9 protein-coding genes and 1 pseudogene are annotated in these 13876 nt (G+C 51.4%); 8 read left to right on the plus strand and 2 right to left on the minus strand.

Translation table 11 applies throughout. From position 1 onward, the window contains the following. Nucleotides 1-152 precede the first annotated feature (152 nt). The 8 genes and pseudogenes from CHB92_RS06050 (at nt 153) to CHB92_RS06085 (ending at nt 11776) form a co-directional block, all read left to right on the plus strand. A complete protein-coding gene (locus CHB92_RS06050) occupies nt 153-2831 on the plus strand; it encodes an MFS transporter (protein WP_144266275.1) in 2679 nt (892 codons plus the stop codon). A gap of 8 nt (nt 2832-2839) precedes the next feature. Beyond that, complete coding sequence (locus CHB92_RS06055) at nt 2840-3301, plus strand: Crp/Fnr family transcriptional regulator (RefSeq protein WP_089318294.1); 462 nt, start codon at nt 2840-2842, stop codon at nt 3299-3301. A 243-nt stretch (nt 3302-3544) separates the two neighbouring features. After that, the gene (locus tag CHB92_RS06060) at nt 3545-3955 is read left to right on the plus strand and encodes a VOC family protein (RefSeq protein WP_089318295.1); all 411 of its coding nucleotides are present in this window, start codon (nt 3545-3547) and stop codon (nt 3953-3955) included. Between the two features lie 16 nt (nt 3956-3971). Then, the gene (locus tag CHB92_RS06065; RefSeq protein WP_089318296.1) at nt 3972-6098 is read left to right on the plus strand and encodes a tetratricopeptide repeat-containing sensor histidine kinase; all 2127 of its coding nucleotides are present in this window, start codon (nt 3972-3974) and stop codon (nt 6096-6098) included. Next, nucleotides 6095-6472: a response regulator gene (locus CHB92_RS06070; RefSeq protein ID WP_089318297.1), complete on the plus strand. Its 378-nt coding sequence runs from the start codon at nt 6095-6097 to the stop codon at nt 6470-6472. Before CHB92_RS06065 ends, CHB92_RS06070 begins: the two co-directional genes overlap by 4 nt. Beyond that, nucleotides 6469-7512: an adenylate/guanylate cyclase domain-containing protein gene (locus CHB92_RS06075; RefSeq protein ID WP_089318298.1), complete on the plus strand. Its 1044-nt coding sequence runs from the start codon at nt 6469-6471 to the stop codon at nt 7510-7512. Before CHB92_RS06070 ends, CHB92_RS06075 begins: the two co-directional genes overlap by 4 nt. A 166-nt stretch (nt 7513-7678) precedes the next feature. After that, nucleotides 7679-8265, plus strand: a pseudogene (locus CHB92_RS06080) (hypothetical protein). A 121-nt stretch (nt 8266-8386) separates the two neighbouring features. Further along, a complete protein-coding gene (locus CHB92_RS06085) occupies nt 8387-11776 on the plus strand; it encodes a two-component regulator propeller domain-containing protein (RefSeq protein WP_089318299.1) in 3390 nt (1129 codons plus the stop codon). Between the two features lie 92 nt (nt 11777-11868). Here the strand turns inward: CHB92_RS06085 and CHB92_RS06090 are convergent, their stop codons facing one another. Together CHB92_RS06090 and msrB are read right to left on the minus strand one after the other, a co-directional pair. Next, nucleotides 11869-13059 (minus strand): Pycsar system effector family protein, encoded by a 1191-nt coding sequence (locus tag CHB92_RS06090; RefSeq protein WP_089318300.1) that lies wholly within the window; start codon nt 13057-13059, stop codon nt 11869-11871. A 353-nt stretch (nt 13060-13412) separates the two neighbouring features. Next, nucleotides 13413-13871: a peptide-methionine (R)-S-oxide reductase MsrB gene (gene msrB / locus CHB92_RS06095; protein ID WP_245842335.1), complete on the minus strand. Its 459-nt coding sequence runs from the start codon at nt 13869-13871 to the stop codon at nt 13413-13415. Between the last annotated feature and the right edge of the window lie 5 nt (nt 13872-13876).

A 13876-nucleotide genomic window follows, 5' to 3' on the forward strand; every position in this document is an offset into this window, starting at 1 on the left:
TTGTTCGTAGATTAGTCTAATTATGTCATTAAATACTTATGTATAAACATAGTGTTATTTAAAGAGAGGGAAAAGCTTTGCTTCTGGTAACTTAAATCCGCTACTTTATGGGCAAGAGGTTCGCTTTGCTACTAAATGTAAAGCCTGGTGAGGTGAAATTGGTCAGAGAGCTGTTCCTGATCCAGTTTTGCCTTGGTATTGCCACAGCCTTTCTGTTTACCAGTTCACTGACACTTTTTCTGTCTGCCTATGAGGTAAAGGTATTCCCTTTGGTGTACTTGGCGGCAGCGGCCTTGCTTTTAGTCTTTAATTACCTGTATGCCCGTTTAGAGGCGATGGTGTCCGCCCTCAGGTGCCTGCGGGTCGTGGTCGCCTTCTCCGTTACCGTAGTGCTAACCTTTTGGCTGATCCAGCACTTTTATTCTTTCGGGTGGTCGCCTCTGTGGCTCGCCACCTGGAGTATTATCATCTATATGCTGATCGGGTATGCCTTTTGGGGCATGACTGCTATCCTGTTCAATGTGCGGGAAAGCAGGCGCCTCTTCTCCGTTGTCGGAGGCGGTGATATACCGGCCAAAATGCTGGGGTATCTTTCCGTCTCCGTGCTGGTACCCTTTGTGGGCGTGCTAAATTTGCTGTGGGTTTCAGTAGGGGCTTTTACCGTGGCCTTTGCCCTGCTAGGCAGGTTGAGGCATGAAAGGCTACTGGAGCCAGAGGAGCACATACACCAGCACAGAACACAGGTGAGGGGGACTTCCTTTGTCTCCTCGCTTTTCCAGAACCACCTTATCTTTTACCTGGCTCTCTGGTCGCTGCTAGCTTACACGATCATCTTTTTTATCGATTTCACTTTTCTTTCCGAGATCAAGGTAAACTACGAAAGCAGCCATGAGCTAGCCACTTTTATCGCGGTGTTTTTTGCCTTGGGGCGTTTGCTGGCTATTGTCTTTAAGCTAATGTTCAGTAGCAGGGTAATTGCCCGGTTAGGGTTGACCAGTTCGCTGTTGCTTGCTCCGGTGGTGCTTTTTCTGGTAAATGGCTTTATTCTACTTGCCAATGATGCTTTAACGGTACACCTGTACGCGTTTGGAACCATGGTACTCCTCTTTGAGGTGCTTCGTTCCACCATACAGGAACCCGTGTTCTTTGTGCTTTTTCAACCCCTGCACCCGCATGTGCGGTTAAAGGGGCATCTGATTGCTAAAGGGTATACGCTGCCTTTTGCCTTACTGGCTGTTGGCGGCTTCCTGACCGTTTATTTGCAACACTACGACCATGTGGCTATACCGCTTGTGTCGTCCATCCTTATGCTGGTGCTGCTTGCCTGGGCCTCTAGCGTGTACTTTGTTCGTAAGGCCTACCTTAAGACACTGATGCAGGCCCTGGCGAGAGGCTACTTTGCCGGAAGCGAGCTCTTCCTAAACGACAGGACCGTCATAGACCTGCTTGTTCAGAAGGCGAAGGGGCATAAACCCAAAGAGGTGATTCATGCACTGGACTTGTTGGAAAGGTCTGGCTACAGCAAACTGAGCGAACTGCTGTTGCAGCAGCTGCAGCACAAGCTCCTGGATGTGAAAGAGTATGTAATTGCGAAGGTCATGGAAAAGAGCATGATCGAGGCCGTACCCATCCTGCGGGAGCAGCTAAAGGCAAATCTGGTTCCCCGGCTAAAGCCGTTGCTCTTGAAAGCGCTGTTCTTTCTTGATCGGGAGAAAGGCGGGGCCTTGGAGCTGGCGTTGCGTCAGCTAAGCCCCGACTGTAGGAAAGCGGCGATGGAAGGCCTGTTGCTCCAGCCTCGGAATGAGAACGTGAGCAAGGTCGTTATGCAGGAGTTACAGAAAATGATGACAGGAGGTACACCTGATAAACTGGCAGCGCTGGATGTGATAGCCGAGACGAAGCTACCGGATGGGATACAAGGGCTGGAGAGTTTGCTGAAAGATAAGGACCGGCAGGTCTGGCAGAGAGCCGTAGCGGTGGCAGGTAAGGTAAAAGCGTTTCAGTACTTACCTCATTTGTTGCAGCTTGCCGGACGAAAAGAAGACCAGGGCATTTTGCAACGAACCCTGCCCGACTTCGGGGATGAGCTTTATACAGCAGAGCACTATCCTGTCTCCCTGCTACCCGATCCTCTGTTGGCCATATTTATAAAGGTGGCCGCAAAAACAAAGGGAGAGAATTCCACTGCCTTCCTGGAGCGTGTATTCAGAAGCAGCCCGGATAAGGCTGATCTTGTGGTGGAGGCCCTTTGGGCAAAAAAAGCCAGTCTATCGCTTCCCATGCAGGAGGAACTGAAGCACTGGCTCATGAGGAAACTTCACCAGAGCCACACGAAAGTAGGCTATTACATTGCCTTGCTGCCAGATAATACTGTTGAGTTGCTGCGCAATGCGTTGTGTTCAGAGCTGCAGCAGGACGTCCGGAACGTCCTAAAAGGGCTCTCCCTGGTGTACCACCGGGAGCAGATAGACCGGGTAATAGAGGTGGAGCAGCTGAGGGACAGCCATAAGCTATCAAACGCACTGGAGATGCTCGAGCTGCTCCTGCCAAAGAAGTTCTTCACTAAGTTGGACGCCCTGGTCGAACTGATGCAGGACATCAGGTGCCAGCAGCTGGTTTTGCCGCGGCAGGCTACCAGGGGCACAGCCAGCGTCATCGGGGAGATCTTAACCGGGAGCGGCTGTAACGCCTGGACCAAGGCGGTGGCTTGCTACATAGTTCCCCAGCTTCAGGAAAGAAGCCTGGCCTTGCAGTTGCTGGACAGGCCGGGTGACCCGGCGGATGCGCTGTTTCAGGAAACCAGGAATTACGTTGTGTCGGTGTTAAATTAAGTCTGTTTATGTTGTTGATAGAAAAAATACTAACCCTGCACGCCTGCGATATTTTCCAGAGCACCCCGGAAAGTGAGTTGATCGAATTAGCTGGCATATTAGAGGAAACATACCTGGAGCCGGATGTGTGCTTGTTCACCAAAGGGAGCATGGGGAATTGTATGTACTTTATTTTTAAAGGGAGGGTGCGCATTCATGATGGAGAGCATACCCTGGCTATTCTGGAAGAGAATGATATTGTAGGAGAGCTCGCCATTTTAGATGCTGAAAGCAGGTCTGCCAGTGCTACTACCCTGGAAGAGTGCATACTGCTTAAGCTGGAACAGGAGCCCTTTTACGACATCATGATGAATAATGCGGAGGTGCTGCGGGGAATTTTGAAGACTCTGTGCAGGCGGCTGCGCACGATGGATGAAAGGAGTGCCAAGGCACCTGCTGTGGCACTGCCGGCTGTACAGCCCTTAAGCTAAGCCTCTCGAGAAGCAGGGACAGCCATCCGTAGTCGGTTTAAGGTCTTGCTGAAAAGAGTTGTTCCGGTAGGGCAGCAGGGGCAGTTCCTGTTGACAGACCCGCGTCATGGTCTGGGGTGTTCCCAGGATGTTTCTGTGGGCTACTCTTTCTGCGGAGAGGGACAAATTAAGGTTGCCAGGTTTACCGCCGTAAAAAATGTTGTGCCGTACAATGTATTGTTGGTATAATTAAAAATAAGCTATATGGAGACACTTGAAAAAAAGGGTATCGGCATTAAAACGGCCGGTATTCACCACATGGCCCTGCGTTGTTCCGATATGGGCAGGACAAAAAGGTTTTATCAGGATGTGCTGGGGTTCCAGGTGGTGCTCGATACGCCCGATCTCTTTGGGGTAATGGTAGGTCCCGTGTTTGTCGGCTTCCGCCCGGCAGAGCTAAAAGAAACAGACGGAAAAGTGTTCAACCCCTTTCAGATAGGCCTTGACCACGTGGCGATGGCCTGCGAGAGCGAGGAAGAACTGAAGCGGGTGGCAGCGGCTTTGGCAACGGCTGGTGTGGAGAACACCGGGGTGAAGAGGGATCCTACATTGAACAAGAACTATGTAGCTTTTAAAGATCCGGACAGGATACAGTGGGAGTTGTATATGAGCTGATTTTTCCACATTGGGTATGATGCTTCAGAAAGAGATTGCTAGTGCCCCTACAGAAACAGTAGACTTACTCAACCAGCAGGCGTGGGAGTTGCGCGTAAGCAACTCTGCCAGGGCCTTCGAGCTAAGCAAGGAGGCCCTGGACCTTGCGGAGGGGATGGCTTACACGAAAGGGAAGGCGGAGGCGGCAAGAACCTATGGCTTTTGCCATATCCGCCTGTCCGAACACGGGAAGGCGGCTTTTTATCTGGAGGAAGCCCTACAGCTTTTTCAAGAACTGGGGGATGTAAAAGGACAGTCAGATGTCCTGGAGTACCGCGGCATTATCTGTCGCAGTCAGGGAGATTATGCTGCTTCGCTCGATTACTTGTACAGGTCCCTGGAAATACGGGAGCAGGCAGCCTATCAGGATGGGATTTCCCTGACGCATTACCATTTAGGAATCACCTACAGGTACATAGGCAATTACAACACGGCCTTAGACCATCTGCTGAAAAGCCTGGAGATTGCCCGGGAAATTAACTTCTGGGTATCGGAGTCTTACGCCCTCAACAGCATCGGGGTGATTTACTTCGAGAACGATGACTTTGACATGGCGCTCGAGTATTTCCTGCAGAGCCTGGCGATACGGAGAGCACACGGAGACAAATGGGGCGAAGCAGGCTGCCTGGACAACTTAGGGAACGCCTATGTTAAACTAGACAAGTACGAGGAGGCGCTGCTCTACTGCAAGCAAAGCCAGGTGATCACGGAGCGTATTGGCGATAAGAAAGGCTATGGCAACACCCTTTTTCACCTGGGCAATATTTACTTAAAACTAAAAGACTACCAGAAGGCACTGGATAGTTGGCGCGAGAGCCAAAGCGTACGGGTAGAGATAAACGACAAGAAAGGCCAGGCAGAGATTTTGTGTTGCCTGAGCGAGTTGTACTGCCAGCCGGACTTTGCTGAAGTTGATGCAAGCCGTGCAATCAGTTTTCTGGAGGCGGCCTTGCTCTTGGGCAAGGAAACGCAGGCCAAGGACGTGCTCTCCAAGATCCATTACCGCTCTTATGAAGTACTGAAACAACTGAATGCCTATGACCAGGCCTTGAACCACCTGGAGGAGCACCTTGCTCTTGAGAAAGAGGTGCATAACGAGGCTATCCAACGGAAGATTGTTAACCTGGAGATTTACCACCGGGTAGAGCAGGCCAAAAAAGAGACAGAGATCTTCCGGCTGCGGAACATTGAGCTGTCCGGGTTAAACCAGGCCATTAAAGAGCAAAAGGAGAAGCTGGAGCTGCAACGGGATGCCCTTGTGAAAGCCCTTACGGAACTGAACGCCACGCAGGAGCAGCTTATTCAGCGGGAAAAGCTGGCTTCACTGGGCGAACTGACTGCCGGTATCGCCCACGAGATACAAAACCCGCTCAACTTCATGAACAACTTCTCTGAGGTAAGCGCTGAGCTGCTGACCGAGATGGAGGAGGTAGTAGGGGCAGGGCGAGTGGAGGAACTACTGCCTTTGGTGAAAGACCTGACGCAGAACCTTCAGAAGATACGGGAACATGGCACACGTGCCGATTCGATTGTGAAGAACATGCTGCAGCATTCCCGTAAGAGTACGGGCCAGAAAGAGCGGATCGCTATCAACTCACTGGCCGAGGAGTACCTGCGCCTGGCCTACCACGGGTTCCGGGCAAAGGACAAGAGTTTTAACGTGGTGCTTGTAGCGGATCTGGACAGGGACCTGAAAGAGGTGGAGGTCGTGCCCCAGGACCTGGGGCGGGTGCTGCTTAACCTCTTTAGCAATGCCTTTTATGCGGTGCAGCAACGGCAGAAACAGGAAGACGATGACTATCAGCCACAAGTGAGTTTGATCACGCGCCAGTTAGCCGACGCCGTGGAGATAAAGGTGAAAGACAATGGACCGGGAATACCCGCCGGGGTGCGGAGTAAGATCTTTCAGCCTTTTTTCACGACCAAACCAACGGGCATGGGTACAGGCCTGGGGCTTTCCCTGAGCTATGACATCGTTCGGAAAGGCCATGGCGGTAGCCTCGACGTAAACACAGAAGAAGGAGAGTTTACGGAGTTTATTATTCGAATTCCTATAAAAGCCGGTAGCACGGTGCTAGGCGGTTTAAAACGTAGCAATACATGAAAATACTGGTTGTAGACGATGAAGCTGACGTACAGCCTCTTTTTGAGCAGCGCTTCCGGAAAGAGATTCGTACCGGAGAGGTAGACTTTGCTTTTGCCCTATCAGGGGAGGAGGCTTATGCGTACATGGTGGAGCACCCTTTCGAAGTCATGCTCATTTTGTCTGACATCAACATGCCTGGCATGAGTGGCCTGGAGTTGCTGCGCCTGACGCGTGAAAAGTATGACACGCCCCCGCCGCTCATCATGATGATCACGGCTTACAACGATCAGGAGAATTACCGCCTGGCGATGGAGTACGGGGCAAACGACTTCCTGACAAAGCCCCTGGACTTTAGCTTATTAAAAGAAAAACTTAAAACCCTGGCAGTTTGATGGCAAAGATACTCGTGGTAGACGATGAGGCGGATATGGAGTTGTTGATAAAGCAGAAGTTCCGACGGAAGATTCGTGATAACACGTACGAGTTTATTTTTGCCCAGAACGGAGTGGAGGCGCTCGAAAAGCTACAGCAGCACCCGGACCTGGACATTATTCTAAGTGACATCAACATGCCCGAAATGGACGGGCTTACCTTGCTCACGAAGTTGCCGGAGACCAACCCTATCATCAAAGCCGTGATCGTGTCGGCTTACGGCGATATGGCGAATATCCGGACAGCCATGAACCGCGGCGCCTTTGACTTTGTCTGCAAGCCGATTGATTTTGAGGACCTTGATCTTACGGTCACAAAGACACTGGAGCACGTGAGCCAACTGCGCAGCACACTACAGGCCATCAAGGAAAACAATATCCTGAAGATGTATGTGGATGAGTCGGTCCTGAGTTTTATGACGCACCAGGAATTTGAAAACAGCCTGCTGCTGAATGAGGAAGTAGAGGCAAGCGTGATGTTTGTGGATATCTGTGGCTTTACGGCCGTTTCAGAGCACGTACCGGCGAATACGGTGGTGAACCTGCTTAACAAGATGTTCGACCAGATGGTGCATGAGATCATTGAGCAGGGCGGGCACGTCGACAAGTTTATCGGTGATGCCATCATGGCGGTGTTTCAGGGCAATTATCACCTGGACCGCTGTGTGGAAGCAGCCCTGGCCATCAAGCAGCGACTGGAGTCTTTTCAGGAGAACCTAAACGACTTTACCTTTAAGCCACAAATATCGGTAGGCATCAACGCCGGGGAGGTTATCTCCGGCAACATCGGATCAGCCTCTCTCCGCAGGCTAGACTATACGGTGATCGGAGACACGGTGAATGTTGCGCAGCGCCTGCAGTCTGTTGCCCAACCCGGGCAAATCATCGTGACGCAGCAGTCTTACGAGCAGCTGAAAGAGTCTTTCCGTTGCAAGGAGATAGGGGAGGTAAAACTTAAAAACAAGGTGAAGCCCGTTGTTATCTATGAAGTAACGGAGTAAGCTTTTCTTCTGTTAGCTGTCGGGAACATGTGTAGAGAAACTCTGTACTGGTTAAACCAACCGAAGGTAGGTATGCAGACAAAATTAAAGAAGCTTTCTTGATTAGTTAGCTTAGTTTGATTAATTTAAATAAATAATTGAACAGGAAGGAGTAAAGATGACCCCTATGTCCGCTATAAAACCCCTAGCACTAGTATCCTATGTTTTGTTAAGTATAGGGGCGAAAGCCCAGGAGGCTGTTCCGTCTCCCGAAACGCAGGTAAAGGCCGCTGTGCTGGCTGCTCCTTCTGACAAACGGTGATGGGATATAGTCCACAGGGAGAACTGGTGGTTTTGCGGAAAGGAACGAATGAGCTGATCTGCCTGGCTGACGACCCCGAACAGAAAGGCCTTTCCGTTGCCTGCTATCACCAGGATTTGGCGCCGTTTATGGCCCGGGGGCGGGAGCTAAGGAAAGCGGGGAAGAGTAATCAGGAGATTTTTGAGATGCGGGAGCAGGAAGCGAAAAGCGGAAAGCTGACCATGCCGAAGCAGGCTTCTACCCTGTTCGTTTACTCTGCCCCGGCAGAGAATTACAACCAAGCCACTGGTGAGGTAAAAGACGGCTACCTGCGCTACGTGGTCTATATTCCCTACGCTACCGCCGAAAGTACTGGCTTGCCCCTGAAGCCAGAGGCTCCAGCCATGCCCTGGATCATGCATCCCGGAACGCATGGTGCACACATCATGATCAACCCCCCTGCTGCCAAGTAAGCAGTGCGGTAGCTTCCCGGTAGCACCTGTTGGTGCTAGGTGCCAGATTACCAGTACCGGACGGTAAACTCAGGTACAGCTTGCTATACAAACGTGTATGAACTAAATAGAGCGAGAGGCGATGCAGACCTACCTGATCCGCTGCTTTTGGGCTTTCCTTTGTGCCTGGTTGGGCATGTTCTCCTGCCTGCGGGCACAGGACCTAAGTTTTGTAAAAGTGCCGCTGGACCAGGAATATGGCATAGGCCTGATAGCAGGTATTACACAGGATAAACAGGGCTTTCTCTGGATTGCTACCCATTCTGGCCTCTACCGTTACGACGGTTACCAGCAGATAACCTACATCCATAATCGGTATGACAAGAATTCTTTGGCCGATAACCGGCTGGAGTGTGTGCTGGCCGACCGGAACGGTGTTATCTGGATTGGGGTGTGGGCGACAGGCCTGGACCGCTTTGATCCTAAGACAGGCGAGTTTACCCACTTCCGGCACAACCCCGAAGACCCGAAAAGCCTGAGCGATGATGTCGTGACGGCCCTGTTAGAGGACCGGGAGGGAAACCTGTGGGTGGGCACGCATAAAGGGCTGAACCTGTACCATCCGGAAACCGGCACCTTTACCCACTTTCAGCACAGGAAGGATGACCCCTCCAGCTTGAGTGACAACAGGGTCAGGGCAATTTACCAGGACCGGCAGGGAACGATCTGGGTGGGCACGGGCAGCCCGTGGGAGTCCAAGCCTACAGAAGGCGGGCTGAATCGCTTTCACCCTAAGACCGGCACTTTTACCAGCTACAAGCACGATCCCGAGAACCCCAACACGCTCTTCTCTAACTGGGTGCGGGCCATTTATGAAGACAGCAAGGGTAACTTTTGGGTAGGCACTTTTGGAGACGGGCTGCACCGCATGAACCGCAGGACCGGTAGCATAGAGCGGCTTTCATATGACGCCAGCCGCCCGGAGAAGCTGAGCCGCCCTTACATAGACAAAGAAAAGCAAAACGATGGCGTAAACATCATCCATGAGGATCATACAGGAGCTATCTGGATCGGCACATACGACAGTGGCCTCAACAGGTATGACCCCAGCACAGGTGAGGTCAAGCACTACCATAAATATGCCTCAAACGGTGCCGGGCTGGATGATAACAACATCTGGGCGGCTTACAGTACCCGGGAAGGAAGCCTGTGGTTTGGAACAGCTAATGGGAACCTGTTCCGGCTTGACCCGCACCGCCACCGCATTCCCAATACCTACACAGATGCAGAGGTATACAGCTTTTATGAAGACCCTGCCGGGTTCCTGTTGCTAGGCACCTCCAAAGGCCTGGTCAAAAAAGACCTTAAGAGCGGTAAAGTCACCCGCTACGTCAACAACCCGCTCGATCTGAGCAGCATTAGCAGTGATACAGTCTACACTATCTACAAAGACAGGAGGGGGGATTTCTGGTTGGGCAACGCCAGTGGGGACCTGAACAAGTTCAACGCGGAAACAGAGCGCTTTACCCGCTACCAGCATGATGAAAAAGACCCTACCAGCCTGAGCGGGGGACCTATTTTCGCTATGTTGGAAGACAGCCAGGATAACTTCTGGATTGCAACAGGCTTTGGCCTGGACAAGATGAACCAGCGCACAGGCACCTTCACCCATCATCAGAGTGACCCGGACAACGCCCGCAGTCTTTCGCATAATGGCCTGACCTCTGTTCTGGAAGGGGCAGACGGAGTCCTCTGGATCGGAACCCGGTTTGCTGGCGGCGTGAACCGTTACAACATAAAAAGCGGTCATGCCAAAAAGTATCTCCTGGGAAGTAACATATCCAGGATCTATAAGGACTCCAGAAACGTGTTGTGGGTGGCCACAGAGAACGCTGGCATCTATTACTACAAGCCCGCTTCTGACGCCTTTATTCCTGTTAAAATAGGGTATGAGAAGGAGATTATCAATGTCAAGAGCATCGTAGAGGATGATCAGCACAACCTGTGGTTTGGGACCAGTCAGGGCCTGCTGAAGCTGAACAAGGAGCGGAACAGTTTTTCGCTGTTGGGGGAGTCCTACGGTATACAGCCCGGCTCGCTCACCTTTAAAGCAGGGTATAAAGGCCGCGACGGGAAACTTTACTTTGGAAACAGAACAGGCTACTATGTCTTTGATCCGCAACAGTTAAAGCCAAACGAGCACCCGCCCCTGGTCACATTTACCGAAATGCGTCTTTTTGATAAGCCCGTGCTACCGGGGCGAAAGAGTCCGCTGAAGGCCCCTCTCAGTGAGACGAGCGCCATTACCCTAGGCCCTGACCAGAATGTGTTCTCTATTGACTTTACGGGCATCCATTTCACGAATCCGGAGCAGAATAAGTACCTGTTTAAACTGGAGAACTACGACCACGACTGGCGGGAGACAGGGGCTGAGCACACAGCCTCCTACTACAATGTGCCCCCCGGGAGTTATGTTTTTCGTGTCAGGGCCTCTAACAGCGATGAAGTATGGGCAGAGAAGACAATGCTACTGCGGGTGAAGCCTCATTGGTGGAATACCTGGTGGGCTTATACTTTGTACGGAAGTACAGTTTTGGCTTTACTGGCTGTTTATAGCCGGCAGCAACGCCGGCGCCTGATCAAGATTGAGCGCTACCGGGCAAGAGAGCGGGAACTGGCACAGGCGCGGGAGATATCCAAAGCCTACAAGGAACTGAAACGGACGCAGGCCCGCCTGGTGCAGCAGGAGAAGCTTGCCTCGCTTGGCGAGTTAACAGCGGGCATAGCCCATGAGATACAGAACCCCTTAAACTTCATCAACAACTTTGCAGACGTTAGTACTGAACTGGTAGAGGAAGGAGAGCAGGAGTTGGCTGCGGGTGCTGTGGAAGAGACCAGGATGATTCTGGACACCGTGAAGCAGAACTTAGAGAAAATACGGACGCACGGGCAGCGGGCAGACAACATCGTGAAGAACATGCTCCAGCACTCCCGTACCAGTACCGGGCAAAAGGAGCCAACAGACATCAATGCTTTAACAGAGGAGTACCTGCAGTTGTCTTACCATGGGTTAAGGGCAAAGGACAAGGCCTTCCGGGTAAAGCTGCAAACCAACTACGACCAAAGCCTGGATAAGGCCACGGTGGTACCACAGGAAATGGGCAGGGTTTTGCTGAACCTGTTTAACAACGCCTTTTTTGCTGTTCTTCAGAAACAGAAGGCGGCAGGCTGTGAATACGAGCCCAAAGTAGAGGTAAGTACCCGCCGAACAGACGACAGCATAGAGATTTTGGTGCGGGACAATGGGGTGGGGGTTCCGGAAAAGCTAAAGAACAAGATTTTTCAGCCTTTCTTCACCACGAAGCCAACGGGGCAGGGTACGGGCTTGGGCCTTTCCCTATGCTACGACATCATCACCAAGGGGCACGGGGGAGAAATACTAGTGGAGTCGGTAGAGGGGGAGTTTACAGAGTTCAGAGTGCTGCTCCCTGTCGCGATCCCTTCCCCTGCCCCGCTAATTGAAGCCGTATAGTAGCGGAGGAACCCCGAGGAAAGAGCACGATAGGGCCTACCTTTTGTCACAGCCTTTTAGTGCTGCTGTTTCCCTTTCCTGATAGGTTTACCCTAGTGTTCGAAAAAAATCCAGGCAATGGCATAACTGAGTAGTACGACGGCAAAGCCCACCATAAAAACTGTATAGGCAATTTTTAGCAGGGTGTACTTACGAGCCAGCGTCTGGCCTTGATGGTAAATATTGTCGATCATGCTGTCGTACAGTTTGTCATGGTCGCGCATCATGCCTCGCATGCTGCTTTTATAGCTCTCCTGGCTGAGTCGCACAAAGTCTCCAAAAAACAGCAGGTCTACCTTGTCTTCCGGTGAGGCACTGGGTTTAACCTTCGGCCTGGTGGACAGAACGGCAAAAATGATGGTAGTCACGCATACCAGGGTCAGGAGGATGGAGGGGATGATCAGATGGGGTACCTCTTCGAATTTCCGTATCACGGAGGAGATCATGATCGAGGCGATGATCGCGTTAATCGAGATCATGAGGTTGGCCTTGCTGTCAGCCATCACGCTCAACTGCACGTGGCTGGCCAGGGTCGTCCGGAACATCGTTTCTGTACCTTTGATAGCTTTTTGCTCTTTCTCCTTTTGTAAGTCTTTTTTCAGCTTTTGGTTTTCTTTCCACAGGGTGTCTAGTTCTACCTCGTCTTTTCCTACGGTGGCCAGTTTTTTCTTCAGGAGCTTACGGTTCTTTTCTTTGCCCTCCTGATACGCCTGCTGGGCATATCTTGTAAAAAAGGCATGTTGCTTAAACAGTTCTTTCTGCTTTAAGAGCCAGTCCTGTAGGTTCCAGTTCTCTCCGCTCTGATCTTGCGCCTGTTTTTCTGCTGATGGGAAATAATCCGGGGAGGCCATAAAACTGGAAACGGCATCGCAGAGGGCTTCCTCTACACTATCTGTGGGGCGCTGGGGGTAAAAAGTAGCTGTGATCGCCTGTAGTATCCTACTCCTCTCGCGTTCTGACACGCCACTGCTTAGCAGAAAATCAGTAACAGGGGCAAAGGAGCTTTCATCCGGGACGGCACCTAAAGGCATGTAGCAAAGGTCATGCAGCCAGGCAGCCAGCAGAAGTGTTCTCCTGTCGCTCTCCGGCAGGAAAAGGGATTGGCCAATTTCTTCTGCGGTGGCTACTAAAGCACGGGTATGCTGCAAATCGTAACCAGTAGCAACCGGGGTAACTCCTGCAGTAAAGAGTTGCTGTTCTACATGCGCATGCGCTTTTTCCAGAATATCAGTTTCAACTATCATTGAACTTCTCCATTTAAATTCCTGTCGCCACCTCCGCTACTTCTATATCTCCTGCAGGAGCAAATCTGTTTTGCTTACGCTTAACCGTAGGGTCAGGTAATTAATTTACAATTAAATGTGCTAAAAAGCATGTTGTATTGCCTTAAAATTTAGGTGCCAACCGCAAAGTAGCAACAGGGTTGGTTTATGGAGAGTCAAAACAAAGAAGCTACTACGGAAAGAGCGGGTGGAAACGAGGTTCGGAAAGGAGAGAAAAAAGCCTAAGTTGCATGAACAGTCGAGGCCCTTTCTGAGGTAGGTCAGGACACGGCTTATATGTATGATATTGGTATGTTCCTTTTATCCGGAGAAGCTTATGTGTCCTGCCTTAGGATGCTTTCCGAGTTAATGCAGTAGCGCAGCCCGGCAGGCTCAGGCCCATCATGAAACACGTGGCCCAAATGGCTGTCACAGACATTACACATGACCTCCACTCGTTTCATGCCGTGGCTGTCGTCAAACACATACTTTACAGCCGCTTTATTGAAGGGCTGCGTAAAGCTGGGCCAGCCGGAGATGGCGTGGTACTTGGCCTTAGAGTCGAACAAGAGGCTGCCGCATCCGACACAGGCGTATACCCCAGGCTCATAAGAGCGGCAGTAGGCGTTTCTGTAAGGCTTCTCGGTGCCTTTTTGCCGCATTACCCGGAACTGCTCAGGCGTTAGCTGCTCTTGCCATTCCGCCTCTGTTTTTTCCACTCTTCTTATTGGCTCCGGGTTACTGTACTTCGCGTACTTGATCACATCTATCCAGCGGAACATAAAATCACTCATGCACA

The organism is Pontibacter ummariensis (genome assembly GCF_900188175.1).
Lineage (GTDB): Bacteria > Bacteroidota > Bacteroidia > Cytophagales > Hymenobacteraceae > Pontibacter > Pontibacter ummariensis.